General features: G+C 49.8%; 22 protein-coding genes. 8 read left to right on the top strand and 14 right to left on the bottom strand.

Features of this window, described 5'->3' with window-relative positions:
* Positions 1 to 80: 80 nt before the first annotated feature.
* Positions 81 to 1,301: a uracil-xanthine permease family protein gene (locus tag DU002_RS10060; RefSeq protein ID WP_114338249.1), complete on the top strand. Its 1,221-nt coding sequence runs from the start codon at positions 81 to 83 to the stop codon at positions 1,299 to 1,301.
* A 60-nt stretch (positions 1,302 to 1,361) separates the two neighbouring features.
* Here the strand turns inward: DU002_RS10060 and upp are convergent, their stop codons facing one another.
* Positions 1,362 to 1,991, bottom strand: a complete 630-nt coding sequence (gene upp, locus DU002_RS10065; RefSeq protein ID WP_114338250.1) for a uracil phosphoribosyltransferase — start codon at positions 1,989 to 1,991, stop codon at positions 1,362 to 1,364.
* A 180-nt stretch (positions 1,992 to 2,171) separates the two neighbouring features.
* On the opposite strand from upp, the gene DU002_RS10070 reads away from it, so the two are divergent.
* The 4 genes from DU002_RS10070 (at position 2,172) to DU002_RS10085 (ending at position 6,906) form a co-directional block, all read left to right on the top strand.
* Positions 2,172 to 2,366, top strand: a complete 195-nt coding sequence (locus DU002_RS10070) for a hypothetical protein (protein WP_114338251.1) — start codon at positions 2,172 to 2,174, stop codon at positions 2,364 to 2,366.
* Positions 2,367 to 2,660: 294 nt separating this feature from the next.
* Complete coding sequence (locus DU002_RS10075) at positions 2,661 to 4,220, top strand: Re/Si-specific NAD(P)(+) transhydrogenase subunit alpha (RefSeq protein ID WP_114338372.1); 1,560 nt, start codon at positions 2,661 to 2,663, stop codon at positions 4,218 to 4,220.
* An 11-nt stretch (positions 4,221 to 4,231) separates the two neighbouring features.
* Positions 4,232 to 5,641, top strand: a complete 1,410-nt coding sequence (gene pntB / locus DU002_RS10080; RefSeq protein WP_114338252.1) for a Re/Si-specific NAD(P)(+) transhydrogenase subunit beta — start codon at positions 4,232 to 4,234, stop codon at positions 5,639 to 5,641.
* A gap of 221 nt (positions 5,642 to 5,862) precedes the next feature.
* A complete protein-coding gene (locus tag DU002_RS10085; RefSeq protein WP_114338253.1) occupies positions 5,863 to 6,906 on the top strand; it encodes a GMP reductase in 1,044 nt (347 codons plus the stop codon).
* A 63-nt stretch (positions 6,907 to 6,969) separates the two neighbouring features.
* Here the strand turns inward: DU002_RS10085 and DU002_RS10090 are convergent, their stop codons facing one another.
* The 5 genes from DU002_RS10090 to DU002_RS10110 form a co-directional block, all read right to left on the bottom strand.
* The gene (locus DU002_RS10090; protein ID WP_114338254.1) at positions 6,970 to 7,425 is read right to left on the bottom strand and encodes a methylglyoxal synthase; all 456 of its coding nucleotides are present in this window, start codon (positions 7,423 to 7,425) and stop codon (positions 6,970 to 6,972) included.
* A 22-nt stretch (positions 7,426 to 7,447) separates the two neighbouring features.
* Complete coding sequence (locus DU002_RS10095; RefSeq protein ID WP_114338255.1) at positions 7,448 to 9,601, bottom strand: cation:dicarboxylate symporter family transporter; 2,154 nt, start codon at positions 9,599 to 9,601, stop codon at positions 7,448 to 7,450.
* A 104-nt stretch (positions 9,602 to 9,705) separates the two neighbouring features.
* Complete coding sequence (locus tag DU002_RS10100) at positions 9,706 to 10,032, bottom strand: antibiotic biosynthesis monooxygenase family protein (protein ID WP_114338256.1); 327 nt, start codon at positions 10,030 to 10,032, stop codon at positions 9,706 to 9,708.
* Between the two features lie 111 nt (positions 10,033 to 10,143).
* Positions 10,144 to 10,656: a PDZ domain-containing protein gene (locus DU002_RS10105; protein ID WP_158538022.1), complete on the bottom strand. Its 513-nt coding sequence runs from the start codon at positions 10,654 to 10,656 to the stop codon at positions 10,144 to 10,146.
* A 15-nt stretch (positions 10,657 to 10,671) separates the two neighbouring features.
* A complete protein-coding gene (locus DU002_RS10110) occupies positions 10,672 to 10,878 on the bottom strand; it encodes a hypothetical protein (RefSeq protein ID WP_114338258.1) in 207 nt (68 codons plus the stop codon).
* Positions 10,879 to 11,177: 299 nt separating this feature from the next.
* On the opposite strand from DU002_RS10110, the gene DU002_RS10115 reads away from it, so the two are divergent.
* Positions 11,178 to 11,696: a YbjN domain-containing protein gene (locus DU002_RS10115; protein ID WP_114338259.1), complete on the top strand. Its 519-nt coding sequence runs from the start codon at positions 11,178 to 11,180 to the stop codon at positions 11,694 to 11,696.
* A gap of 44 nt (positions 11,697 to 11,740) precedes the next feature.
* Here DU002_RS10115 and DU002_RS10120 read toward each other — a convergent pair whose 3' ends face one another.
* Positions 11,741 to 12,547: an SDR family oxidoreductase gene (locus DU002_RS10120; protein ID WP_114338260.1), complete on the bottom strand. Its 807-nt coding sequence runs from the start codon at positions 12,545 to 12,547 to the stop codon at positions 11,741 to 11,743.
* A 17-nt stretch (positions 12,548 to 12,564) separates the two neighbouring features.
* Complete coding sequence (locus tag DU002_RS10125; protein ID WP_114338261.1) at positions 12,565 to 14,763, bottom strand: TonB-dependent receptor plug domain-containing protein; 2,199 nt, start codon at positions 14,761 to 14,763, stop codon at positions 12,565 to 12,567.
* 272 nt (positions 14,764 to 15,035) lie between these two features.
* Here DU002_RS10125 and DU002_RS10130 point away from each other — a divergent pair, with 272 nt between their 5' ends.
* Both DU002_RS10130 and DU002_RS10135 read left to right on the top strand, forming a co-directional pair.
* The gene (locus DU002_RS10130) at positions 15,036 to 15,656 is read left to right on the top strand and encodes a YfiR family protein (protein ID WP_158538023.1); all 621 of its coding nucleotides are present in this window, start codon (positions 15,036 to 15,038) and stop codon (positions 15,654 to 15,656) included.
* Positions 15,643 to 17,286, top strand: a complete 1,644-nt coding sequence (locus DU002_RS10135) for an ATP-binding protein (RefSeq protein WP_114338263.1) — start codon at positions 15,643 to 15,645, stop codon at positions 17,284 to 17,286. The genes DU002_RS10130 and DU002_RS10135 overlap by 14 nt, the downstream gene beginning before the upstream one ends.
* A 4-nt stretch (positions 17,287 to 17,290) precedes the next feature.
* Here DU002_RS10135 and bshA read toward each other — a convergent pair whose 3' ends face one another.
* The 6 genes from bshA to menC all read right to left on the bottom strand — a co-directional run bounded on the left by bshA (position 17,291) and on the right by menC (position 25,909).
* A complete protein-coding gene (gene bshA, locus DU002_RS10140) occupies positions 17,291 to 18,433 on the bottom strand; it encodes an N-acetyl-alpha-D-glucosaminyl L-malate synthase BshA (protein WP_114338264.1) in 1,143 nt (380 codons plus the stop codon).
* Positions 18,434 to 18,765: 332 nt separating this feature from the next.
* A complete protein-coding gene (locus DU002_RS10145; RefSeq protein ID WP_114338265.1) occupies positions 18,766 to 19,932 on the bottom strand; it encodes a 3-phosphoglycerate dehydrogenase family protein in 1,167 nt (388 codons plus the stop codon).
* Between the two features lie 97 nt (positions 19,933 to 20,029).
* Complete coding sequence (locus DU002_RS10150; protein WP_114338266.1) at positions 20,030 to 21,145, bottom strand: phosphoserine transaminase; 1,116 nt, start codon at positions 21,143 to 21,145, stop codon at positions 20,030 to 20,032.
* 226 nt (positions 21,146 to 21,371) lie between these two features.
* Positions 21,372 to 23,339, bottom strand: coding sequence for a DUF4382 domain-containing protein (locus DU002_RS10155; RefSeq protein ID WP_114338267.1), 1,968 nt, complete (start codon positions 23,337 to 23,339; stop codon positions 21,372 to 21,374).
* Between the two features lie 132 nt (positions 23,340 to 23,471).
* Positions 23,472 to 24,944: an o-succinylbenzoate--CoA ligase gene (gene menE, locus DU002_RS10160; RefSeq protein ID WP_114338268.1), complete on the bottom strand. Its 1,473-nt coding sequence runs from the start codon at positions 24,942 to 24,944 to the stop codon at positions 23,472 to 23,474.
* On the bottom strand, positions 24,944 to 25,909 hold the full coding sequence (gene menC / locus DU002_RS10165; RefSeq protein ID WP_114338269.1) for an o-succinylbenzoate synthase: 966 nt from the start codon (positions 25,907 to 25,909) through the stop codon (positions 24,944 to 24,946). The genes menE and menC overlap by 1 nt, the downstream gene beginning before the upstream one ends.

The following is a 25,909-nucleotide window of genomic DNA, read 5'->3' on the forward strand; positions in this document are numbered from 1 at the left end:
GCTGGCAATCTGACTTATCTCAAGTAGGCTAGGTAGCAAATTTGTTAAAGTCGCTCGGTTTTGTTAACTAGGAATGCGTTATGAACTTCACTTTGCCTCTGCTCGGGGCACAAATATTACTGACCGCGTTTGGTGCGCTGGTATTGGTGCCTATCCTTACGGGTTTATCACCGAATATCGCCTTATTAGGAGCGGGTGTAGGTACGCTGATTTTCCAGTTATGCACCAAGCGTCAGATCCCGATTTTTCTTGGTAGTTCGTTCGCGTTTATTGTTCCTATTCAACTGGGCATTTCCCAATTTGGTTTGTCCGCGACATTGGGCGGTTTGATGGCGGCCGGTTTGGTGTTTGTCCTTGCCAGTGCGCTTGTTCGATTACGTGGGATCCAGATCATTGAAAAGCTGCTGCCGCCAGTGGTCGTCGGTCCGGTGATCATGGTGATAGGTTTGGCGCTTGCGCCTGTTGCTGTGAACATGGCTTTGGGTAAAACCGGCGATGGCGCAGTGCAATTGATTGAACTCGATACAGCGCTGATTATCTCATCGGTGGCCTTGCTAACGACGGTTGGTGTGGCGGTTTATGCCAAAGGCTTGTTAAAGCTGATGCCGATTATCGCGGGCGCAGTGGTGGGCTATCTGCTGTCGTTGGCGCTGGGCGTCGTTGATTTTACTCCTGTTGGTGCAGCGCCTTGGATCGCGGCCCCTGATTTTGCCACGCCGTCTTTCGACTGGCGGGCCATCTTGTTGATTGCGCCAGTGGGACTGATTGTCGTGGTCGAACATTTTGGTGACATTTTGGCGATAAGCAACGTGACCGGAAAGAACTTTGTCGAAAAACCGGGGATTGACCGTTCTTTGTTGGGCGATGGTTTGGCTACTATGGCTGCAGCCAGTTTTGGTGGGCCGCCAGTGGTTAGTTATGGCGAGTGTACCGGTGCGGTGGCACTGACTAAATCTTATAATCCCGTCATTATGACCTGGGCGGCTTGTTTTGCTATTGGTTTGGCTTTTGTCGGCAAAACCGGTGCCTTGTTGCAGACCATCCCAGTACCTGTCATGGGCGGTATTCTTTGTCTGTTATTCGGGTCTATTGCAGCCATTGGGATGAATACCCTGGTGCGTAGTCAGGTGGATCTAGCGAAAGCGCGTAACTTAGCTATCGTGTCGATAACGCTCGTCTTTGGCATTGGTGGAATGAGCATCAGCGCGGGCGACTTTACGCTTAAAGGGGTAGGGCTTTGCGGTATTGTGGCTATCCTTCTTAACCTCGTGTTGCCGCAAGAGAAATCTGCAGCGAAATAATCTGTCGCTTGCAGGAATAAAAAAACCGCCCTCAGGCGGTTTTTTTATTGTTCAGAAAACTTATTTGGTGCCGAATATCTTATCTCCGGCATCGCCTAAGCCAGGCATAATATAGCCCTTATCGTTGAGGTACTCGTCGACCGACGCGACATAGATATCTACATCTGGATGGGCAGCTTCAAGCTTGGCAATCCCCTCTGGCGACGCAACCAAGAACAGTCCCATGATCTGGGTGCAGCCTTTCTGCTTTAGCAGGTCAATTGTGGCGATCAGCGTACCGCCTGTTGCCAACATAGGGTCTAGGATCAGTGCTGTGCGCTCAGGTACATCGGCGACAATTTTGTCGAAGTAAGCCACAGGCTCAAGGGTTTCTTCATCTCGGTATAGACCGACGACACTCACTTTGGCATTGGGGAGCAGGCTAATGACCCCATCTAACATGCCGAGTCCGGCGCGCAGAATAGGTACCAAGGTGATCTTTTTGCCCTTGATATTTGTCACTGGCACGCTCTCGCCGCTCCAGCTTTCAACATCAATGGTTTCTGTTTCTAAGTGTCGGGTGGCTTCATAGGTGAGTAAAGTGCCGATCTCACCACAAAGTTCGCGGAAGTGTTTGGTGCTGATGTCACGCACCCGCATCAGACCCAATTTATGTTTTACCAAAGGATGTTGGATTTCATAGACTGCCATTGCAGCATCTCCGGAGAATAATGATTACCAGTACAGTTAATAGCATAGTTGCTTTGCTGTCATTTTGATTTTACCCAAGACAATCATCTCATTGGCTATGTATCCTGCGTCAGCCGTCTACACTTTGGAAGCGGTCACGGCGTTGCCGTGTTTTGATTTTGTTAGCACACGGAGATTGAAATGAAACAACTACTGGCTATGTTGATGATGGTTGGCATGTTAGCGGCTTGCGCAAGTTCAGAGCCTGAAGCAGCGGCTGAGCCTGCTCCTGCGGCTAAGCAGGAAAAACAGCGTTGTGCAGTCGACACTGATTGTACGACGGGATATGGCATGTGCGTGAAGCCTGAAGCGGCTGATTACGGCTTCTGCCTGTAATCTACATTTGGGGGCGTTACTGCCCCCAATTACCATGTAATGAATAGACTGCCGGACTGGTCTAGTTTGATTGCAGAGGCGTGGGCGTTAGAGTGCGCTGTAATAAATTTTCAGAAAATGCTGTTTTTTAGCGTTTTCTAGTAAAAATGGTAGGAAAATTTCCTTCCTGAGTGTATAAATATTCAGATTTTTTGCATATAAACTAAAAAATGCGAATAAACAGTGACCAAATGGTCGGTTTATATCGCGTCTTTCTACGGGATTGTAACGATTGTTCAGGAGGTTTTCATGGCTATGAAAATCGGTGTGCCACGAGAAGTGATGTCAGGTGAACAGCGCGTAGCGTTGACGCCAGATACTGCTGAGAAGCTGCAGAAACTGGGTTTTGAACTCGCTATTGAAGCGGGTGCCGGTGCGGCGGCAAGTTTTACCGATGACGCATACAGTGCGGCAGGTGTTGAAGTAATCACCGACACAGCGGCGCTGTGGCGTGGTGCGGATATTATATTTAAAGTCAATCCGCCTATGGTTGATCCGGCAACCGGCAACGACGAAGCCGAGTTGTTAAAACCAGAGCAGACTCTGATTAGCTTCTTCTGGCCAGCTCAGAACGAAGATCGCCTGAAAGTGTTAGCAGAGAAAAATATCAATCTGTTAGCGATGGACAGTGTGCCTCGTATCTCCCGTGCTCAGTCATTGGATGCTTTGAGCTCCATGGCGAATATCTCAGGCTATCGTGCTGTGGTTGAGGCGGCCCATGAGTTTGGCCGTTTCTTTACTGGTCAGATAACGGCAGCAGGTAAAGTTCCTCCGGCCAAAGTGTTGGTGATTGGTGCTGGTGTTGCTGGATTGGCAGCGATTGGTGCTGCGGGCAGTTTGGGGGCTGAAGTACGTGCATTTGATACTCGCCCTGAAGTAGCTGAGCAGATCGAATCGATGGGCGGTACATTCTTACGCCTCGATTATGAAGAAGAAGATACTGGTGCCGGTGATGGCTACGCCAAAGAGATGTCTAAGGCGTTTATTGAAGCGGAAATGAAACTGTTCGCTGAGCAGGCCGCCGAAGTCGACATTATCATCACCACTGCCGCTATTCCTGGTCGTCCGGCACCTAAATTGATTTTGGCTGAGATGGTCGAATCAATGAAGCCAGGCTCAGTCATCGTTGATTTGGCTGCACTGACCGGTGGTAACTGTGAATTAACTGAGCCTGGTGAAGCGGTCGTCAAGCATGACGTCACTATCATCGGGTATACCGATATTCCATCGCGCCTACCGGCACAATCCAGTCAGCTTTATGGCACCAACCTGGTGAACTTGATGAAGCTGCTGTGCTTGGAAAAAGACGGCAATATCGACATTAACTTCGACGATGAAGTCCTGCGTGGCGTCACCGTTGCCAAAGCGGGTGAAGTTACCTGGCCTGCGCCACCCATTAAGGTCAGTGCTCAGCCACAACAGCCTGCAGCAGAAGTGGCTGCGCCTGAGCCTGTGGAAGAGGCAAAACCTAAGCCTTGGCTTAAGCCTGCCATGCTTGCAGTGGGTGCCGGACTGTTTGGTTGGGTTGCTCAGAATGCACCGAGCGATTTTCTGGCACACTTTACCGTGTTTGTTCTTGCCTGTGTGGTGGGATACTACGTGGTTTGGGGCGTCGCCCATGCCTTACACACGCCGTTGATGAGTGTGACGAATGCTATTTCCGGCATCATCATTGTTGGTGGCTTGGTCCAGATGAATTCCGATAGTCCGCTGATCCTAGCGCTATCGGGCTTTGCCATTTTAATCGCGACGATCAACATTGTTGGTGGCTTCACCGTCACGCAACGCATGTTGAAAATGTTCCAGCGCGACTGAGGAGATAACGCATGTCACAAGGTTTGTTAGTTGCTGCGTATCTGTTTGCAGCCGTTCTGTTCATTATGGCACTTGCGGGCTTAAGTAAGCACGAAACTGCCAAGGCCGGTAACCTTTATGGTATTGCCGGTATGTTGATTGCTATCGTGGCTACCTTTGCTAGTGTCGAGATCAGCGGGATCACCTGGCTGACAGGTGCGATGCTGGTTGGTGCGGCTATCGGCGTTGTTTTAGCGTTGAAAGTTGAGATGACCGAGATGCCACAGTTAGTGGCGATCTTACATAGTTTCGTTGGTTTAGCTGCGGTATTAGTCGGCTTTTCTAGTGCTATTGCATCTCACCCTGAGCCAGGCAGTGCTGCTGCGGTTGCTCAAGCATTGACCCAGACCAGTGTTGAAAAGACGATCCATGATGTCGAAGTCTTCCTTGGTATCTTTATTGGTGCAGTGACCTTCACCGGTTCGATTGTTGCCTTTGGTAAGTTGCATGGTGTGATGAGCAGCAAGCCACTTTCTTTACCTGGTAAGCACTTTATCAATCTGGCGATGGTGATCGCCTCTATCGGTTTGGGTGCATGGTACATGGACAGTGGCAATATCATCGCCTTACTGATCATGACCTTTATTGCGTTTGTATTTGGTTACCACTTGGTTGCAGCCATTGGTGGCGCAGATATGCCAGTTGTTGTGTCTATGCTGAACTCTTATTCAGGTTGGGCGGCAGCAGCAGCCGGATTTATGCTCTCTAACGATCTGTTGATTATCACCGGCGCCTTGGTGGGTAGCTCTGGTGCGATCCTCTCTTACATTATGTGTAAAGGGATGAACCGCTCCTTTATCAGCGTGATATTGGGCGGCTTTGGTACCGATGGTGGCACTGTCGTTGGCGATGAGGAAGTGGGCGAATACCATGAAACCAATGCCGAGGATGTGGCCGACATGCTGAAGAGTGCCAAGAGCGTGATCATTACTCCTGGTTACGGTATGGCGGTAGCACAAGCTCAGTATCCTATTGCTGATATCACCAAGAAGTTGCGTGAAAAAGGCATCCAGGTGCGGTTTGGTATTCACCCTGTGGCAGGGCGCTTGCCAGGACACATGAACGTGTTGTTGGCAGAAGCCAAAGTGCCTTATGACATCGTGATGGAGATGGATGAGATCAACGATGATTTCTCCGATACAGATGTGGTGTTGGTGATTGGTGCGAACGACACCGTGAACCCTGCGGCGCGTGAGCCAGGCAGCCCAATTGCTGGTATGCCGGTGCTACACGTATGGGAAGCGGAGAATGTTGTGGTATTCAAGCGTTCTATGGCCACAGGCTATGCTGGCGTACAGAACCCACTGTTCTTTAACGACAACAGTAAGATGTTGTTTGGCGATGCCAAAGCCAGTGTGGATAACATTCTGAAAGCACTATAAAACATAGTGTGTAGATGAATGAATAAGAAAAGGAGCTATCGGCTCCTTTTCTGCTTTTTGGCCGTAGCGATACGTCGAGCTCTGTCCTATTGTCGCAATGCTTAATTGCCTTTGGTTACTTGTTGTTGGGCTATATCGCTATTTTTTGTCCTGACGCAATCTTTTAAGCTGCTACTCTTTGCTAAAGTCCGCCGGTTTGTTTTCTCACCAGAGGTTTTAGTATGCGCATTGAATCTGATATCAAGTTGGGGTTTAAGGATGTCCTTATCCGCCCTAAGCGTTCAACACTCAAAAGTCGTTCCGAAGTCGAATTAGTGCGTACCTACCGTTTTCACAATAGCGGTCGTACCTGGACAGGTGTGCCTGTAGTGGCTGCCAATATGGACACGGTCGGCACTTTTGAGATGGCGCGAGCGTTAGCAGAGCATCAGATGCTGACTGCGATCCACAAGCACTACACGGTGGAAGAGTGGGCTGCATTTATCGCTGAGAACGATGCCTCTATCTTTAACTACATCATGGTGAGCACTGGAACTTCTAAGGCTGACTTTGAAAAGCTTGGACAACTGTTAAAGCAGCATCCAGAGTTTCAATTTGTCTGTATTGATGTGGCAAATGGCTATGCTGAGGCGTTTGTTGATTTCGTTCGCCGCGTGAGAGAAAGCTACCCAGACATCACCATTATGGCGGGTAATGTGGTGACCGGCGAAATGGTTGAAGAGCTTATCCTAGTAGGAGCCGATATCATTAAGGTTGGTATTGGTCCTGGTTCTGTGTGCACCACCCGAGTGAAGACAGGTGTTGGCTATCCGCAACTGTCCGCCGTGATTGAGTGCGCCGATGCGGCTCATGGCATGGGCGGGCAAATCGTGTCAGATGGCGGTTGTTCATGTGCCGGCGATGTGGCCAAGGCATTTGGCGGCGGTGCCGATTTTGTCATGATTGGGGGTATGTTTGCTGGGCATGATGAGTCAGGTGGTGATCTCATTGAGCGTGACGGTAAGCAGTACAAGCAGTTTTATGGCATGAGCAGTGCAACGGCGATGCAGCGTCATGCGGGCGGTGTTGCCGAGTATCGAGCCTCAGAGGGTAAAGCGGTTAGCGTGCCTTATCGTGGCCCAGTAGATGCCACGGTGAAGGATATTCTGGGTGGCGTGCGGAGTGCCTGTACTTATGTTGGTGCCCGGCAGTTAAAAGAGCTGACCAAACGTATGACCTTTATTCGTGTGCAAGAGCAAGAAAATCAGGTATTTGGTAAAGAATAGACCGATTGCCTCAGAAAAAAACCGGACGACAATGTCCGGTTTTTTTGTTTTTTGGGGTGAATATTATGTCCGCCCTTTTAGGTAATTGGCGTAATCAGGGATGCTGGTTTCATAAGCTTGATTCATATGTTTAGAATCAAGCAGAAAGTCGGCGGTGACTCTGTTGGTGGCAACAGGGATGTTCCATACCGCAGCGAGTCTTAGCAGGGCTTTGACATCGGGATCGTGAGGAACTGCATCCAAGGGATCCCAGAAGAATACCAGCATATCTATCTTGCCTTCAGCGATCAGCGCGCCGAGCTGCTGATCTCCACCCATGGGACCGCTCAGCAGGCACTGGATGGGGAGGTCTAGTTGCTGCGCGAGCAGTGCGCCAGTGGTACCTGTAGCGAACAAACGATGTTGACTGAGTTGCTCACGTCGAGCTTCAGACCAAGCAATTAACTGCTGCTTCATATGATCATGAGCAACAAGTGCTAAGCGTTTTTTCGCCGGTAATGTACGTTGCGTGGTTTGCATAGTGCTCCGTAAGCAATGTTTGCTAGTTAACCCAACCCAGATAGTCGCGGATGACTGACCATCTAGGCCTATCTTCCTTGGCACCTTTGCCTAAAATCCAGAATTCGTATTCTTGCTCGATTAGTCCTTCGGTCTTTTTCAAGGTTATCCAGCTATTGAGATAGACCAGCATACTGTAGTTACCCCTAGCGGTCGCGAATGCCATAGGGAATTCGTAATCCGTGCCTTGAGGCAAGATGACGCCATAGTCAGGGTAGAGCATGCTCCAGGCATAACCTGCTTCCGCTGATATCAATAAGGCATCGTATATCTCTTTCGGTTGTTCAAAATAGGCTTGGTAATTAGTCAGTTGGAACAAGGTTACATCTGGGCGCGCCGCTTGGATCCGCTCGGCCAGTTTCTCTTGACCAACCATGGCTATTTTCAGTTCTCCTGCTTCTCGGAGCTTCTGTACGGTAGAAAAATCTTTCAAGCGATAGTCTTTCGCGACTAAAGCTAAATGCAGCTGCAGTATGGGGTCGGTGAAGTTCATCTTGCCCATTAAGGCGGCATCCATGGCGATACCGGATATCGCAATATCGATATGCCCTTGGTTTAGGGTGATATCTAGGCGCTTTGGATCGTAAGGGATCAGCTCAATCTCTACGCCTAATTCTTGCGCAAAGGTATTGATCAGTGAAATGTCCAACCCGACCAATTTATGTTGCTGATTGAAGTAAGTAAATGGCGCGTTGTTGGGCAGGTAACCCACACGGAGGACACCACGTTGGATGATGCTTTGCAGATTAGCCGCTGGCGCGGATGCCGTGGACAGATCAGGGTACTGCTCTTGAATTTCTGTCGAAACTTCATTGACCACTCGCATATTTCCCAATAGCTCAGCGGTGTTGCCTGACTCGGAGATAATAACGCTTGAGATAATCCTGGCGCTGACAATCATTAGCACCAAGCCTGCGAGCACCATGCCGCCCGCTTTGAGTAGATCTCTTGTGGTAACCAGCCACTGTTTTTGGATTAATGCCGTGGTCAGTAGGCCAAAGATCAGCAAATGCATCACCGCCACTAAAGAGTTAAATTTGCCGGTAATAAAGGAGGAGACCAAAAACAGCTGATAAAGATCGGAGGGCAGTTGCAGGCTGTTAAGCATAAATGGGATCGCTGCATGAACAGAGCCAAACAGGCTTAATAAGCCACTCATCGCTAACATAGGATAAGCGGTGATGGAGACATCTTTACCGGTAAACCAACCGCAAAATAGTACGAAAAAGATAACGGTTAGTTTGCCTGCGTTAGGGAAGGTGAATGCGATGGGAAGCAGTACATCGAGGTTCCCATCGGTATCGGCACGAGTTAGATTTTTTTCCGCAAACAGTTTTTTTGAACCTTCGATAAGTACCGGCAATACGATGAAAATGTTGCCGGTGGCAAAGGCCGTGATTAATGAATCCCGCGATAACGACATGACTTCGCGATAACTAAAAGGTGTAATGGCCGCCACCATGGCAGGAAAGAGCCACAAACTCAGCGCCAGGCAAAGCAGGGCGTAGGCAACGAGAAACACTTGAAGGGAGGCAAATTCATCGACGGTCAGTGTGCCTGCCGCTCCCGCTGCCGAAGCAAATACGCCGACAGGCAGTGTTTTCACCATAAAATTGGTGACACGAGAAAGGCCTTTGCCCACCACATCCATAAAGGCGATAACGGGCTCTCGCCCCTCCATGTTGATAAAAGAGATACCCAGAGCAATGGAGAAGATGACCACCGCAGGAATAGCGCCAATCGCTAGCGACTTAAACGGGTTGGCAGGAATATATAGATCGTAGTAATTCACCGGTGGTGGCGAGGTGATCACTGAGGTGCTAAAAAATGATGCGGTGGTGACCTCTGGAAACGCCAGCGGTAATACGAGGATGCCAACCAAAGCCATACCCCAGATAATCAGCATCACGATCCCAGCTTGGGAAAAGAGTAGTTTGGCGGCTTTGCCTTCCAGCCTGCCAATGCCACTGATCAAAGAAACGGTGACATAGGGCAGGATGGTCATCTGCATCAGTAGGATCACACCCGTTCCTACCCACTCCATCCAGCCAACCATTTCGCCAAAGAATAGGCCCACGCCAATACCCGCAAACATCGCCAGTAAAATAAGGCTGGATAGGGATAATTTGAACTTCATTGCCTCTCCTTTGACATAAAATTACTTGCTCTGTATTGGCCAAAGCTGATGGTGGTTAGTTGCCTGTGTTGATGCCGAAATAATGGCTTTGCCTAGGGTATAACTTAGACCAACGAATCCATTTCTGGCTGCATTTCATGCAGCATATCGAGCATAGGTACCATGGTTTGTGGTGGGTAAACACGGATAATGGCATCAACCATTTTTAGCCGTGCTTCTTGGTCGCTGTCATCAATACTATGGGCTGCTTGCCAATGATCTTCACTCGGCCAGACGGAATAGGAAATCCAACTGCCGTCGTGGGCACGATGAAGCCTGGAACCTTGCGCACCATAATGCAGCATATTACGTTGGATGATTTCGCCCCACCCTTGCTCAAACTGCTGTTCTTTGCCTTCTTTTAACTGCCAGCGATTTATGACAATAAACATGGGTTCTTCCTTCTCAATGGCTGGTGACTAGTTAACCATAGCATTTTCAGCGAATTCGTCATGTGATCAACGCATTACAAAGCTATTTGAGCGTAAGGGAGAGAGCGAAGGCTAGGGAGCTGTGAACTCTATTGGTAGGCGACGGTGTTGAGAGAGATCGCAACGATCCTGACCGAAGCTGTTTCTAAAGTTATCTTCCAAGCGTCTGGCATCCCCTTTGGCAGGATCAAAATAGCGAATAAAACTATCAACGGTGAGTTGCCGTCCGGCGCGGAGTAACGTGACACGAAAATATTCATCTTCGGGTAAACTGTGCACAAATTGGATCAGTGCATCGGTATCTTGAAAAGGTTGCTCATTGATATGGGTGATCTCATCACATGGATGAATACGAGACAGTTCTGCAGGGCTATTGTGTGACACCCCGTTGACTAACACCCCCTGAAAACTGAAGTCGTACTTTTGCCTGAATTTTTCCGTGTAGTGCCCCTGCAGAATGACGCCCCAAAAGGCGTAAGGCGCAGCCTCTTGTTTTCTGACTTCGCTATCTGCTGATGAGGAGGTATGGGTAAGCAGGCCGAGTACGGCAAGGCTAATCGCAATAATTTTGTATCTGTTAAGCACGTTAGGCCTCAGCGCTTAGCGGGACATATAGCCGTTGGTGATATCACTCAGCGTGACTTCTTGGCAACCCTCGGCATGGTAGAGGGAGTTGCACTCTTGAATGACATTGCGAACATCGTCGGGACTCATGGTATTACGTAAAGGCCATGGGTCAGATGGACTCACTTTAGAAAAGGTTTCTCTCAGCAGAGAGATGGTCTCGTCAACTAAATAAAGACTCATAATAACTAACTCCTTGTGTTATGAGTGTTACCGCTATCCGTGCTCTTTATTTATAGCTTTTCATGTCGAATATAGCTAGAAAATAACGGTAGATCATTAGAGTTTCAGAGATCTCTCACACAGGCCGCGGCGAAAATCCGCAATCGTAGCGGATAAATTACTAATTTATGTCAGAATATATTGCAGATAGGGCGTTTCGTTTTGACTCGATCATGCTTTGTCTTCGTTTAACGGTTTTCTAGCAACCATGCTCTACTGAGCGTGCGTTGTTTTCATATTGCATCGAGGGAGTGGTATCAATGATGTGCAAAAGGTTGTTTTTGGTGCTGGCGTTTTTGCTGGTACCTATGTCGCAAGTAAGCGCTGCGCCAAGTAAAACCCAGGTTAATGCTGCGCTAGAAGTGTTGCAAGAAGCGGTGAAATCAATGGGACCAACATTGGTGTCTCGATTCTCTTTGGCCGAGCTTGAGCAGCTGTTAAAGCAGCAAGGCTACAAGGAGGTTAAAGTCCGTGAAAGTGGCAGCATCGTGTTTAACCATGATGGTACTAATTATGTATTGCAGCTCTATGATGATGGTGATCTGCAGCTCTACTTTGGTGTCTCAGGTATCCGCTTGACCGCATCAGCGATGAACGAATGGAATCGCACAAAGCGTTTGTCTCGTGCTTATTTGGATAGTGATGATGATCCAGGCCTAGAAGCAGACCTGATGGCTAATGGCGGTATCAACGAAGAGATTGTCTCTGAGTTCATTAAGGTGTTTGTTAATACATCTGCCCCAGCATTTGAGAACTTTCTGCGTGAAAATGGTGTTTAGCACTCCAGTTTCTTAATGCCTTCCGTATTGAGAGCGTAAATGCGCTATCGCCGACTCAGTTGCGATAGCGCATCTCCCATACTGCCACACCCTTTTTGCGACCATCCGCCATCTACTGGGATAACTGCCCCCGTGATATAGCTCGCCATGGGCGAAGCAAGAAAACAGCAGGCATGGCCAATATCTTCCACTGTGCCTAGACGTTTTAGCGGCACGTCATCGCAGGTTTTTTGCTTTATCGCTGTTGTTGGGGCGAGTCGTTCCATCCCCTCTGTACCGTCTATGGGGCCAGGAACAATCGAGTTAATACGAACGCCATACTCTCCCCACTCTAGTGCCAGCGTGCGAGTGATCATATCGACCCCGGCTTTGGCTGCACAAACATGCAGTTGTGCTGGCATGGGAAGGTAAGCTTGTGGCGCGCTAATGTTGATGATACTGGCACCTGGCTTGGTGAGCAGCTCAAAGCTGGCTTTCATCACATGAAAGGTACCTAACAGATCGATATCGACTACCGACTTAAAGCCATTGGCTGACATATTTTCCGCTAAAGCGGGAAAGTTACCCGCCGCGCCTGAAACTAAAACATCGATGCTACCAAAGCGGTCATGGGCGGTGCGCAGGCCTTGGGCGATTGCCTCAATATCTCTGACATCGGCACAAAACCCATAGGTTTTGGCACCGAGCGCTTGCAGTGCTGACTGCGTATCATCGACTTTTTGTTGCTGCCGGCTGGCGACCGTGATGTTGGCATGAAGCCGGGCGAAGCATTCCGCTATACCGCGGTTGATGCCGCTGGTGCCGCCGATAACAACCACATGCTTGTTAGTAAAATTGAGCGCTGTCTGCATCGCGGATGTTCCTATGGCTAAAAATCATAACGATAGTTCAAAGCAAATGAGGCTGCATCGGCGCGATAGTTACCGACGTTAATGACATAGAGCCGTTTATTGAAGTCGTCATCAAACAGGCCCATTAAGTTGTATCCCTGCAGTGACACTGAATGCTGTGGGGCGAGTTGATAGTGAGCGCCGAGATCCAGAAACACAGCCCAATCTGTGCTGTCGGTATAGCCCGGATCGGTTAATGCTGTTGAAGAGCTGTTGCCATCTTCGCTGGCCGCCCGCTGATCCACGGTATAGTCGATGTAGTCTTGGGAGCCTTGATAATCCCAAAACACCCGTAAGGCGCCATTAAACTTCAGTGCCGTATCAAATTGCCAACTCGCGGCGAGTTTGGAAATGTGGTTGCTCCATTGGCTCAGATCATCACCATAGCCAAACGGTTCGGCGGAGATCTTTTGTGATTTTCCCTCTTCGGCGTCAAAGCTGGACAGCTTGGTATAACTGTGGGAAGCGCGAATATCCCAGGTTTCGGTGTGGTAGCTCAGCTCTAGCTCTAAGCCACCGACGCGATACTCTGCGACTTTGTCTGAGCGAAGGGTATTGGTATCGATACCGATCACTTCAATGTCATTGAAAAAAGCACTGGCACTGTAGAGGAGTGCTCCACTTGCCTGGCGTTGATAAACTAACTCGATGCTTTTGAGCTCTTCTGGATCAGAGTTCTCGCCACCTTGATGCTGCAGGCGCAACTCTTCGGCGTTATTTTTTCTTACTGAACGACTCGCGATCAGCTTGACGGTATCGATGTCGGTTGGGGTGTAGATTAGCGCGGCGCGTGGAGACCACATACTGTCGGTGTACTGATCTTCATCTACCCGTAAACCCAGGAAGCTAGTGAACTGATCATTGATGGTCCACTGATGTTCGATCATCAGGCCGTAGGAGTAGGTTTCCCATTCAGGCATCTCTCCGAGTACAAACGAAACTGGATCGGCATCGGGATAACCCGGACTCTCTCTACCCCAGCGCTCATAAGACGCAGTGCCGCCAATGGCGAGCGCGTGATCGGGAAGGGGCAGCCAACTGGCGATCACAGATGCTAAAAATTCATCTTCGCGGTGATTCTCTGGGGGATTGTCAGGCAAATCGGTATTAAATAACTTGCGTTCGTAATCAAAGCTATCGGCGCTGAATCGGTAGTCTACCCACAAGGTGTCATCAATTTTGTCTTTATAGTCCATTGTCAGTGTGAGCTGCTGATAACCAACACTCTGGGTGGTGAGATCTTCCTGCTGCAGATCTGCAGGGGCAAAACCGTTAGGTGACTCCAGCACCACCTTATGACTCCAGGGCATCTCCTCGCCACCCCGGGTGTAGCGGAGCCAGGCATCAAAGTTTTCTTTCTGGTAGTTGAGGTGAAGCTTTAATTTCGGCAGATCGCGATGTTGGGCGTTGTTTCTCGGGTGATTCAGGTTGCTGTCGGCACCGGCGACCAATTCATCCCCCCAAGGCGTTGTGTCACTGAGACCATAAACCACAGGTGAATCACTTTGATCCGCGCCTTTGTAATTACTAATGCCGCCGTAGAGGTAGATACCACTGGTTTCATCTAAGCGGATCCCTTTCTTAATTTCGACAGATTGAAACTCCTCTACCGCGCCAACTTTGGCGATAACCTGATCGCCGGAATAGTTGTAGAAGTTTTCGGTGCGGATATTGATCACCATAGAAACCGCCCCTGGGCCGTACACCACAGAGCCCGGACCGCGAATGACATCGATACGGTGAATATCTCCCATCATGGGAAGGTCACGCTCTGACAGTGCTCCGAAGTGGGTGCGCTCATTCATGATCCGACCATTCACCAGTAATAGATATTTGTCATCTCTGTCGCCCATTATCCCCCGCATTCCCATATGCTTAGCTTCCCAGTGATGGGGCAGATAGTGAAAGTTGGGTACGTACACTTCCAGTAGGTCGAACAGACTGCGTGTTTCTGAATCATTGATCATTTGCTGGGTGATGGTGGTGACTGATGCCGGATCCAGCCGCTCAATGGTTGGGGTGGCTGAAGCGGTGCCGGAAACACCGATCTGCATCAGTTGCGATACATCCAGTTCAAACAGCGTTTCAAGATCAAGAGGATCTTCTTCGGCATAGGCGGTTGGCTGCCCTAAAAGAATTGCTGCACAAATTAGAGAAAGCGTCGAACGATTCGGCATAGATACCCCAAAGAGTCGCCCAGAAAAAAATTACGACCTGTTAACAATCCAGTATTCGACCAAATTCCTATATCCACCAGTCACTATGTTGAAATGTCAGAGCTAATTCGCATATTTAGCGCTTAATATTTAGAAGTTGTGAAACCTGTGTAACAGTGGGCGCGATAGCTGTTTGTTACTGTGCGTGAGAATATTTATGGCTGGTGTCTGGGTCAGGTCAAGAGTGTCTTAATGGCCACCATTAGCCATGACTGCAAGTAGGTGCAGGATCTGTGAGGGATCAAGTTAAGGCAAAGTTGAAGGTGTTTGGCGCAACACACTGGAATATCAGTGTGGGCTTTCGCTCGTCGCTATTCTTGCTACTACTTTGGTTGCCCAACCTGCTCAGCGCAGTAGAGTTAGACGCCACTAAATTGCGCGCTGCATTTCTTTATCAAATAACTAAGTTTGTTAGTTGGCCAGATTCAGTACTTTCTGAGCAACAGGCGTTGAACGCTTGTTTCGTTGGTCAACAAGTGGAAGATCTGGCAGCGCTATTTCGCCGGGCAACAGAAGGTAAAGAGTCCCAGGGGCGAGCGTTGCAAACCCTCTATTTTCATAAGTGGCAGGGGTTACATCAGTATCAAAGTACGCAATTTTGTCATCTGGTGTTTAGTTTCGAACAGGGCAAGGGATTTAAACTTGCGCAACAGCTTTCTGAGAGTCAAACCCTGTTCGTCGGCAACGATGTGGTGGCATTGAAAGCCGGGGCGATGTTTGCCCTACCTATAGCCAGCAATAAGATCTCCATCTTGGTTAACCAAAATATGCTTGATCGTAGTCAGTTGAAAGTGCAGGCCCGTTTCTTGCGTCTGGCTAAGGTGTGGAAGGGAGCAACTGATGACGACGTTTAAGCGTCAGCTGCAGTGGACGGTCGCGATCATTGTGACTCTGGCACTGGTGCTCAGTAGTGTGCTTCATGCCTATTTTGCCACAGAAAGAAGCCGTGAGAATGCGCTGTCAGCATTGCAATCACAACTCAATGTCGTGGCTTATAACTTGGTGCCTGCGCTCTATTTCAGTGATAGTGATGAATCATTGGCGATTTTGGCTGGACTACAGATCCAAGAGAATATATTAGGTACCGGCCTCTACCTTGATGGCACTTTGGAACTGCCCGTGGATCAGCCGTTTGCGGAAACTGGTGTACGTTTGTTGCGTCCTCATCTGGGTGACAACCGGTATCAGGTTGCCCGAGGATTGGTGTTCAGCCTGACGCCGATTGTCTCTGAGGGAGAACGCTTAGGTTATCTGTATGTGGAAGCCCGGGTCCCCCAGTTGTCAGATATTATCTTTGATACCTTAAAACTGGCCGCTATTGTGGTGTTGATTTGTACGATGGTTGCGGCGGCGCTGACCACCTTTTTATCCAAAGGCTTGGCATCACCTATTACCGAACTGGTGCGTGTCGCTGACAAAATTGTTAACAACAAGCATTGGTCACTGCGGGCACCGGAAACGGAGTACCTGGAACTACAACAATTGGGGCACTCTTTTAATCGAGTGTTGGATAGTATTGAGCAGGAGGTTGTTGACCGAAAACAGCGTCAGCGTGAGCTTGATAATCTGAATCGAACATTGGAAGAAAAAGTGGTGCAGCGCACCTTGGCGTTGGAGCAAAAAAACGCAGAACTGGAAGGAACCCTGCAAGCGCTGGAGCGCTCACAGCAACAGCTTGTACAGCGAGAAAAAATGGCTGGATTGGGTGAGCTCGTCGCTGGCGTGGCTCATGAAATTAATACCCCAGTGGGGATCAGCATTACAGCGACCTCCCACGTGATGGATAACACACGTCAGCTACGTAAAATGTTTGCTGAAAATACGCTGACCCGCACGCAGTTTTCTGACTACATGGATCTGGTTTATGAAAGTGGTGAAATCGCTTTAAGAAACCTAGAGCGCGCCGCTGAGCTGGTGCATAGCTTCAAACTCGTCGCTGTTGATCAAAGCTCTGAAGAGAGTCGGCGCTTTAATTTACTGGCCTACATGGAAGAGGTGATCGCATCATTGCGTCCGCGGCTGAAAAATACTCAGCATAAGATCGTGCTAGAGGGGGATAGTGATATAGAGTTTTATGGTCAACCCGGCATGTTCGCTCAGCTTTTAACTAACTTGATCATGAACTCTTTATTGCATGGATTTGAAGCGCATTCCGAAGGTCGGATAGAGATCGCGTTGCAGCGTTTGCCCGACCGGCCAGATGTGAATGACGAAAACAGCACGGTGCATTGGGCTAAAATTTGCTTCTCCGACAGTGGTAAAGGGGTGGACGATGCGGTGATGGCTCGTCTATTTGATCCTTTCTTTACGACCAAGCGTCACTCCGGTGGCAGTGGTTTGGGGACTCATATTATCTTTAATCTGGTCACCCATGGCCTCAAAGGTACTATTAGCGCATCCAATGGCAAGCTGAACGGCTTAAGTTACGAAATCGAATTTCCATTGCAGGAAGCAAAGCCGTTTGCCGATCAGACGCGCCATTAGGTTGTTATTGTTCTAGCAAGCGCATATAGAGCGCTTCATATTGATTGAGTATTGCCTCCTCGGAGAAATCCTCGAGTATGTCGGGCGCTTTCTCTGCCATGGTTTGCAGCAGCTCTCGGTCATTAAGTAGCACGCGTATTTTTCTACCGGCATCAATAGGGTTGGTGGCTTCGCACAGAAAACCATTTTCGCCATCGATTAGCACTTCGGGTATTCCGCCAACATTGGTGGCTACCGCGGGGACATGCTGAGAGAACCCTTCTAGCAAGACCAAACCGAAGCTCTCTTCGGCACTGAGCAGTAAATTGATATCGCCAATCCCTAACCAGCGGCCACACTCTTTCACTTTACCAGCGAAGATGACTTTATCGGCTATGCCTAAATAGTGAGCCAGATGTTCACAATGAGGTCGTTGTGGGCCGTCGCCAAAAAGGACTAATTTGGCATGGTGAGTACGACAGACACGATAAAATGCATCAATGATGTCATCGGTGCGTTTGACCGTGCGGAAGTTAGAAGCGTGCACTAAGACATTTTCATCTTCATCGATATCAAATTTGGCGCGCATTGCCTTGCGCTCTGCAGCTGTGAGCAAGGGCAGTTTTTCAACCAAGAAGTTGTAAATGGTGTCAATGTTGAGATCGCTACCGTAGGTTTTTAATGCCAATTGCTGCAGGTTTTTTGACACCGCGGTGATGGCATCGGCTTTCTGCAATGCCCACTTAATAGGCGGCCGCATACTCGGTGTATTACCTAATTGAGAGACGTCGGTACCGTGTAGGGTGATCACTAATTTGCTTTCCAGTCCGCCGACTTGGCGAGCCATTTCGGCGCTTAAGGCATAGGGTACGGCATAATGACTATGGATGATGTCGAACTTGATCTTTCTTGCGTAGCGTTCAATTGTGCCGCTGGTGGCCAGTGTTTCAGGGGGGCCGGATAATAGCTCTGTTTTCGGCAGATTGACGGACACAAAGCGTAGGTTGTCTGGTGCGTTTTTGAGGTTGAAAGGGCGGTCTGTTGCGAATAGGTAAATTTGGTGACCACGTTCAGCGAGTCTCAGCGCCAGTGTGGTGGCCATGATGCTGGAACCACCCATACCTGCTCGACAAATAATCGCAATTTTCAGACTTGGTTTTTCTGCCACTCTAGACTCCCTACGGATCAGATCCTTGTTCAGTGACTTGAGAATAGCAGTGAAGAGTGACACTGCTATGAATTCGGTTAGCGAGTTATTTAGAGTGAGATTGTGGTCACTTAATAAACGGCTAACTCAATGATTAAAAAATAGCTTTCCTGTATTGACGCTGTATCTGGGGAGAAGTTCCATCGCTGCCGATACTGAGCAGAATCATTCCTGTGCCGTGATGAGTGAGCGTGATCTCTGGACATAAAAAAAGCCAGCGCTTAGAGGGCGCTGGCTTATTCAAAAACCGTCAATGTATTTGCAAACGGCAGAGTTGCTTGGCTAGCTAACCGCTACACTGCACGAACATGGAATACGTGTTCCACGCCGGCGACTGCCGCCAGTAACTGCGCATCCGGTTGCTGTTCGATATCCAATATGGTGTAGGCGATATCGTTACGGCTCTTGTTCAGCAGATCGATCACGTTAATGTTCATGTCGGCTAACAGCGCAAGTACCTGACTTAGTACCTTAGGCACGTTGTCGTTGGCAAAAGTCAGTCGATAGCCATGGGTACGTTCCATGCGGATCTGAGGGAAGTTTACCGAGTTTTTGATGTTGCCGTTCTCAAGGAAGTCGACCAACTGGTTAGCGCCCATGATGGCGCAGTTTTCTTCCGCTTCTACGGTACTGGCACCTAAATGCGGTAACAGTGAAACCTTGTCATTGCCAAGCAGTTCCAGGCTTGGAAAATCGCTGATATAGCGGGCAACCTTACCCACTTCCAGCGCTGCGAGCATGGCATCATTATCGACGATCTCACCGCGAGCAAAGTTCAACAACTTCAGCCCCTGTTTTGCTGAGGAGAGCGCTTCGCTATTGATCATCCCTTTAGTGGCTTCAATCGCTGGCACATGCAATGTGACATAATCACATTTGGCTAACAGAGCGCCGAGGTTTTCCGCTCGCTGCACATCGCTGGATAAGCGCCATGCGGCTTCAACACTGATCGCTGGATCATAGCCGATCACTTCCATGCCTAGTTCCAGCGCCATATTGGCGACATTGGCACCAATGGCACCAAGACCAACAACGCCCAGGGTTTTGCCTGTTAGCTCAACACCGGCATAGGCTTTCTTACCCTTTTCGACCTCTTTATTTAGGATCGCCGGGTCGTTTTCTGTGAGTGCTTGCACATACTGCATCCCTTCACAGATACCGCGACTGCTTAGCAGCAAGCCCGCTAATACCAACTCTTTTACCGCATTGGCGTTTGCGCCAGGGGTGTTAAATACCACCACACCGTTGTGGGTGCATTCGTCGATGGGGATATTGTTGACGCCAGCACCTGCACGGGCGATGGCATTGACTGAATCTGGGATCTGGTCAACGGTTAGCTTATGACTGCGTAGCAAGATCGCTTCCGGTTGAGCGATCTCGGAGCCAACCTCATAACTGTCGCGGCTGAATCTGTCTAAACCACGGCTGGAGATTTGATTGTAGGTACGTATTTTTCTCATTGAATCCGTCCAACGTTTTTATTGTTGTTAAGTAGGGAGGCGCTGTTGCGCCTCCCTTTAGCCTTTGTGTTTTCTTATTGGGATCTGCGTGCGCTGATTAAGCGGTCACGGTTTCATAGGCGTGCTTGAGCCAAGGCAGCATCGCTTGCAGATCACTGGCTTCGACTGTGGCACCACACCAAATCCGTAAGCCTGCAGGGGCATCACGATAGGCGCCAATATCATAGGCGATCGCTTCCTGGTCCAGACGTTGGATGATCGCTTTAACCTGCTCAGGGCTCGCTTTCAGTGTTAAGCAAACGGAGGTGTTAGAGCGGATCTCTTTACTGTCAGCAAGGAAGTCGATCCAGTCATTGGCAGCAACAAACTGCTCAACAACGGCTAAGTTGTTTTCGCTCTTGCTAACAGCCCCTGCCAGTCCACCGATATCTTTTACCCAGTTCAGGGCATCCAGATAATCTGCGACACAAAGCATGGATGGAGTATTGATAGTCGCCCCTTGGAAAATGCCCTCAATCAATTTGCCGCCCTTGGTCAGGCGGAAGATTTTCGGCAGTGGCCATGGTGGGGTGTAGCTTTCCAGGCGAGCAACAGCGCGCGGGCTAAGTACTAGAACACCGTGAGCTCCTTCACCGCCGAGCACTTTCTGCCAGCTAAAGGTGGCAACGTCGATCTTTTCCCATGGCATATCCATAGCAAACACTGCGCTGGTAGCATCACATAAAGTTAAGCCTTCACGATCATCAGCGATCCAGTCGCCATTAGGCACTTTGACGCCTGAGGTGGTGCCGTTCCAGGTAAAGACAACATCATTGGCCGGATTGGCCTGTGACAGGTCTGGCAGCTGACCATAATCAGCCAGGTAGTTGTTTACATTGTCCAGCTTAAGCTGCTTGAGGATGTCGGTTAACCAGCCGCTGCCAAACGATTCCCAGTGAAACACATCAACCGGACGAGAGCCCAGCAGTGACCACATCGCCATCTCCATCGCGCCGGTGTCTGAGCCGGGGACGATGCCGACCAGATAGCCTTCCGGTAGGCCGAGAATTTCGTGGGTATCTTCGATAGCCTTTTTAAGCATCGCTTTGCCCGGCTTAGAGCGGTGTGAGCGGCCTAGAATCGTCGTATCTAGTTGGCTAAGATCATAGCCAGGGCGCTTAGAACAAGGGCCTGATGAGAAATTAGGATTAGCGGGTTTAACAGAGAGTGTCATTTTGGGTTACCTGCATAACAATTCAAAATAGTTGATTAATTGTGCAAACTTCCCGCACTCTACCGCACCTTTTTAAATTTGTCTTGCGCGTCAAACCCAGATTTAAAATAAAGCTAATAATTTGTTGATTCTAGATAATAAAAGTACTCCCGGCAACGCTTGATTACCGGGGGTACTCGCCAATGCGAATGATTGGCTTAGTGATGAAACCGTTATGCTCTGTTGGCTACTCTATTGATGTAGCAGCACCCACAGGAGCACAAGCGTCGTCTACGGATAGATCACAGCTGGTTTCTGTGTCCTCAGCCACAGTGACAGCAACCGTGGCATCCGTCGGTGTGGGGATCGCAAGCCCTTCGAAGCTGTCAGGATCATCCTCTGTTGTACCGCAATGCAGTGTCAACGTATGGGTGCCTACGGGAACAAACCCGAAATTAAACGCGCCAGTCTCATCTGTTGCAACACTGGCGAACGGCTCGACAGCTGTCACATCCGGATTCATCTCAGGATCGTATTCATCACCCAAGGTGCCCTCAGGGCTTCCGGCATAGAGATAAGCCACACTGATAGCGCCATCAGCTGCACATTCTGCAGAGGTCATCAAGGTATCGCCAACCATGCCTGAGATCGTTCCTGTGCCTGCATTATCCACTAGGCTCACTCCGCGAGGTTTGAGGATGTAGCGATCAGGGCCAGGGTTGTACGTCATAGACTTACGCAGATTAAAGTCGATGGTGAGGTTGGAGCCAGTGTCACCCAAGCTGAAACCACCGAGTTTTAGCGTACCGGATGGAAGCTTCAACTCTTTGATGAAAGACTCGTCTTGTGGATCATCGCCTTCAGGCAGCTGTTCATTGACGTATGAGAAGTCCGTATCTTCGTCGATAACGTCTAACCAGACATCGTTATAGTCACCTGGCGCAACCTCTTCATCTTCTAGCAAAATAAATTGCTCACCGCCGGTATAGTCGAGCAGGTTCAGTGTGATAGTGTCTTTGGCGACCTTGCCCTCTTCTGTTGAGGCATCACAACTTTCGTCATCGGTATCACCCTCTTCAGCATCAACCGTAAAACAGTCGAATACCTGATCGTCATTCCCTTCCTGTTTTAAGGTGATTACGTCAATGGTGATAACCACTTCATCAACGTCATCCACTGGAGCATCAGAGATCCCCAGCGTCAGAGTGTCCATGGCGAGTGGGAAGTCCTGTACGGTATCTGCTCCAGCCGTCACCGTGACCTCTGTGACATTGTTGGCTGGCATAGGAACGGTTATGCCATCGTAAAGCTCGGGGTCATCACCTGCTTCGCCCGCGTCACAGGCGTATGCAAGCGTGTGGGTGCCTGCGGGTACAAAGCCAAGTTCATAAACGTAGTTGCCTGAATCTTCATCCATCATGATACCAGTGCTGGCAAAGGGCGCTATTGCACCTTCTGGCGCCCCGTTATTTGCAACGTCTGGGTCAAATTCATCGCTTAACAAGGATGCATCCAGTCCAGAGCCAGCATAGAGGTAAACAATATGGCCGCTGTCGGCACACATGGGATCTGCCAGCAGGGTATCCAGGTCGATTGTACCCATCAGCGTGCCAGTATCTGCGTTATTGGCTAGGGAGACACCGCGAGGCTTCAGGTTGTATTCATCGGGACCCGGCTTATAGGTCATAGACTTTCTGAGATTAAATTCAATGGTGAAGTTTTGTGGCGCATCTGCGGACACTTCAAAACCACCCAATTTCAGTTCGTCGCTGGGCACTTTTATCGACTTAATGGCACCATCAGTTTCTTCGACATAGGAGAGAGCAACATCTTCATCCAGGATCTCCAGCAGCATATCGGAGTAGCTGCCCTCCGGCACGTCCTCTCCTTCGATAATGATAAACTGACTGCCGCCCTGAAACTCTAATAGGTCAATCTGGATGGTTTCAGCATCAGTGATCCCTTCATCGCTGTTGTTGAAGGTTTCAAAAACCAGATCATCAGCCCCTTCACGTCGTAATGTGACAGTGTCAATGGTGATGACCACTTTGTTAGCGTCATCGACAGGTGCATCAGATACGCCCAGCGTAAATGCGGCTATTTCACCGGTATCGTCATCTTCATCATCATCGTCGTCGCTACAGGCTCCGAGCAGAGAGGTGCTGATAACCAGCGCTGCTATCCAAGGCCATTTTGTGTGATTAAATCTCATCATACCGTTCTTCCTGTTGTTATCAGTGGAGAGTGGAGAGTGGAGAGTGGAGAGTGGGTTTAGATAAACATAATAGTTCAAAAATTTACTTGTGCCGAAGTGGCTGTTTTGCTGATAACGCGGTGGTTCAAAATCCTATCTTGATGAACAACGCTTGAGGCAAATTGTGGCCGCTTGCTGTTTTAACGATTGGCGATCAGGTTTTGTATCTATGGGTTGCGCTGGCAGGGGCAGCCAGCCATGGGGGCACCATAGTGAACCTAACTTGTGACGTATTTCCTTGCTCAGCGCTTGTTGCTGTTGCGGTGACAGCGGATTGGTATAGGCGATAGGGCAGTGACCCCACTCTTCGTCTGCCACAGCGACAATAACCGCCTGTTCGATTTCCGAGTGTTGCAGTAATAGCTGTTCGATCTGTTCCGGCACAATGTTTTCTCCGCCACAAACGAAGCGGTTATCTTTGCGGCCAATCAGTCGTATGCCTTGCGCTGTTTGTTTGGCGATATCGCCGGTGGCAAACCAGCCTTGGGCATTTCCCAGAGGGAAGAGTTTTCCTGCGCGCCAATAACCTAGCGCCAAGGTGCTGCCTTTTACTTCCACCTCTCCGCTATCTGAGAGTCGCAGTTGAGTCTCAGGGAGCGGTTGTCCGACAATATTGTCACCCACGGCGGGGCCGGTGCAGATCTGTGAACTCATTTCCGTCATGCCGTAGCTGGTGAAGCAGTTGAGTCGATGTTGCTTAGCGCGATCCAGCAGTGACTGGTCGATGGCGCTGCCGCCTAACAGCAGATATTTCAAGTGGGTAAGAGAATCGCTATCTGCTTGTTCTAATAGCCGATAAAGTTGGGTGCTGACCAGTGACAGATGAGTCACCTGTTGCTGGCTGATCGCGTCTAGTATGTCGCTCTGCTCGGCAAGCACCATCGTCGCTCCAGCATGTAAGCAGCGAAACAGGATCGCCATGCCGCCAATATGGGCTAACGGCAGCGAGAGCAGCCAGCGATCCGATCTTTTGAGGGGGATTAACTGCTGGCTTGCGGCTGCACTGGCTAAATGATTTGCCAAGCTGTGCGCTACCGCTTTGGGTGTACCGCTGCTACCTGAAGTGAATATCAGATCCATCGGCGCATCTGCTGCTAATTCAAGCTCGTGCTGCGGTTGAGCAGGTGTGGTGTCACTGATGTTGTGTGCCAGCTTCGGCGGCGGAATGATGGCGATGCTATCGGGTTGTGCGTGTGGCGCAGAATCATCTGTACTATTTGTACCAGCGGCATCATCGGCACCATTGGCAGAAATGATGCCGTTGGCCGCAATACTGTCGAGCAGTTGCTGTTGCCGGGATAGGGGTAAACGGTGATTGAGCGGGGCGATGATTAGCCCCTGCCGTAAACAAGCCAAAATAGCGATGATCAACGCCAGTGAGTTTTGCCCTTGCCAAACCAAGCGTTGGCCGCGGTTGAAACCATATTGCTGCAGTTCGTTGGCGTAATCTGCGACTGCCTGATCCAGCTGGAGATAACTGATCTCGCCATGAACGTCCGATAGGCAAGCGATCGCTGTTGGATCTTGTATTGCAATATTGCGCAGCGGGCAGGTTAGCTGAGACATCAGCTTTGCCAGATAAGGTGCCAGTGCGCTGGCGATATCGCTGCGGCGTCAGTGTCTGCTGACGGTATGGACGGCAAGGTATGGGGTTGCAGATAGTGCAGGGTGTCTAAACCGGGGAGCTGCTGAGGACTCCATTGCTCGGCCAGTGTCGCCAGCTGACTGGTGCCCAGAGAGCTTTCGTAACTGGCGCTGACAATCACCTTGATCTTGTTTTGTTTGGCCCAGTTCACCAGCTCCTGACAACGGGCGAGCCCCCCGACGAGAGAGGGCTTAATTACCAGCGCGCTTAAGCCTTCAAATGCGGTAGGCATAAACAGAGGGTCTTGCAGGTGCTCATCCAGCGCTATGGGATAACCGCTGGCACCCAGGCAAACGCTAGCGGCAAGGGTGTCACAAGGCTCTTCGATGAAACTGACTTGTGACATATCCACTGCGCGGCAGAAGCTGAGTGCTTGTTCAAATGACCATTGGCGATTGGCATCCAAGCGGAACTCGGTCACCGGCATCTGGTCGAGCAGTGCTTGCATCAGTTTCTGTTCTTGTTGCAGTGGTGCACGTGCGACTTTGAGTTTGACGCAACGGGGCAGGTTCGGGAAGCCTTCGACCTGTTCCAATATATCTGCTGGCTGGCCTTGCAGCAGCATGGCTCTTTGCGTGGGGGCGGTGGCGAAGTTGATCTGCTGTTGAGCGCAATCAATGGCAAAAGCGACAGAGGGCTCAGGGGCGATCAACGACTCTCCCTCGATAAGGCGGCGTAGGTGATAACGTGCACTGTCGATTGCTTGCGCTAATGACTCCTGGCTAAAGCCTGGTAGCGGGGCGATTTCACCCCAGCCACGCTGGCCATCAGCGAAGGTGAGTTCAACGATGGCGCCGCTGCGTTGCTGCCTTTGCTCAGCCCAAGAGAGTGGCTCGGTCAGAGGCAAGTCGTAACGATAAAGGTTGGCAGCGGCGATCCTGTTCAT

Origin of the sequence: Corallincola holothuriorum, assembly GCF_003336225.1 — a bacterium.
GTDB classification, from domain to species: Bacteria; Pseudomonadota; Gammaproteobacteria; order Enterobacterales; family Neiellaceae; genus Corallincola; species Corallincola holothuriorum.

Coding starts and splice junctions, on each gene's coding strand:
- DU002_RS10060 (WP_114338249.1), top strand. CDS start 81: ATGAACTTCACTTTGCCTCTGCTCGGGGCACAAATATTACTGACCGCG.
- upp (WP_114338250.1), bottom strand. CDS start 1,991: ATGGCAGTCTATGAAATCCAACATCCTTTGGTAAAACATAAATTGGGT.
- DU002_RS10070 (WP_114338251.1), top strand. CDS start 2,172: ATGAAACAACTACTGGCTATGTTGATGATGGTTGGCATGTTAGCGGCT.
- DU002_RS10075 (WP_114338372.1), top strand. CDS start 2,661: ATGAAAATCGGTGTGCCACGAGAAGTGATGTCAGGTGAACAGCGCGTA.
- pntB (WP_114338252.1), top strand. CDS start 4,232: ATGTCACAAGGTTTGTTAGTTGCTGCGTATCTGTTTGCAGCCGTTCTG.
- DU002_RS10085 (WP_114338253.1), top strand. CDS start 5,863: ATGCGCATTGAATCTGATATCAAGTTGGGGTTTAAGGATGTCCTTATC.
- DU002_RS10090 (WP_114338254.1), bottom strand. CDS start 7,425: ATGCAAACCACGCAACGTACATTACCGGCGAAAAAACGCTTAGCACTT.
- DU002_RS10095 (WP_114338255.1), bottom strand. CDS start 9,601: ATGAAGTTCAAATTATCCCTATCCAGCCTTATTTTACTGGCGATGTTT.
- DU002_RS10100 (WP_114338256.1), bottom strand. CDS start 10,032: ATGTTTATTGTCATAAATCGCTGGCAGTTAAAAGAAGGCAAAGAACAG.
- DU002_RS10110 (WP_114338258.1), bottom strand. CDS start 10,878: ATGAGTCTTTATTTAGTTGACGAGACCATCTCTCTGCTGAGAGAAACC.
- DU002_RS10115 (WP_114338259.1), top strand. CDS start 11,178: ATGATGTGCAAAAGGTTGTTTTTGGTGCTGGCGTTTTTGCTGGTACCT.
- DU002_RS10120 (WP_114338260.1), bottom strand. CDS start 12,547: ATGCAGACAGCGCTCAATTTTACTAACAAGCATGTGGTTGTTATCGGC.
- DU002_RS10125 (WP_114338261.1), bottom strand. CDS start 14,763: ATGCCGAATCGTTCGACGCTTTCTCTAATTTGTGCAGCAATTCTTTTA.
- DU002_RS10135 (WP_114338263.1), top strand. CDS start 15,643: ATGACGACGTTTAAGCGTCAGCTGCAGTGGACGGTCGCGATCATTGTG.
- DU002_RS10145 (WP_114338265.1), bottom strand. CDS start 19,932: ATGAGAAAAATACGTACCTACAATCAAATCTCCAGCCGTGGTTTAGAC.
- DU002_RS10150 (WP_114338266.1), bottom strand. CDS start 21,145: ATGACACTCTCTGTTAAACCCGCTAATCCTAATTTCTCATCAGGCCCT.
- DU002_RS10155 (WP_114338267.1), bottom strand. CDS start 23,339: ATGATGAGATTTAATCACACAAAATGGCCTTGGATAGCAGCGCTGGTT.
- menE (WP_114338268.1), bottom strand. CDS start 24,944: ATGTCTCAGCTAACCTGCCCGCTGCGCAATATTGCAATACAAGATCCA.
- menC (WP_114338269.1), bottom strand. CDS start 25,909: ATGAACAGGATCGCCGCTGCCAACCTTTATCGTTACGACTTGCCTCTG.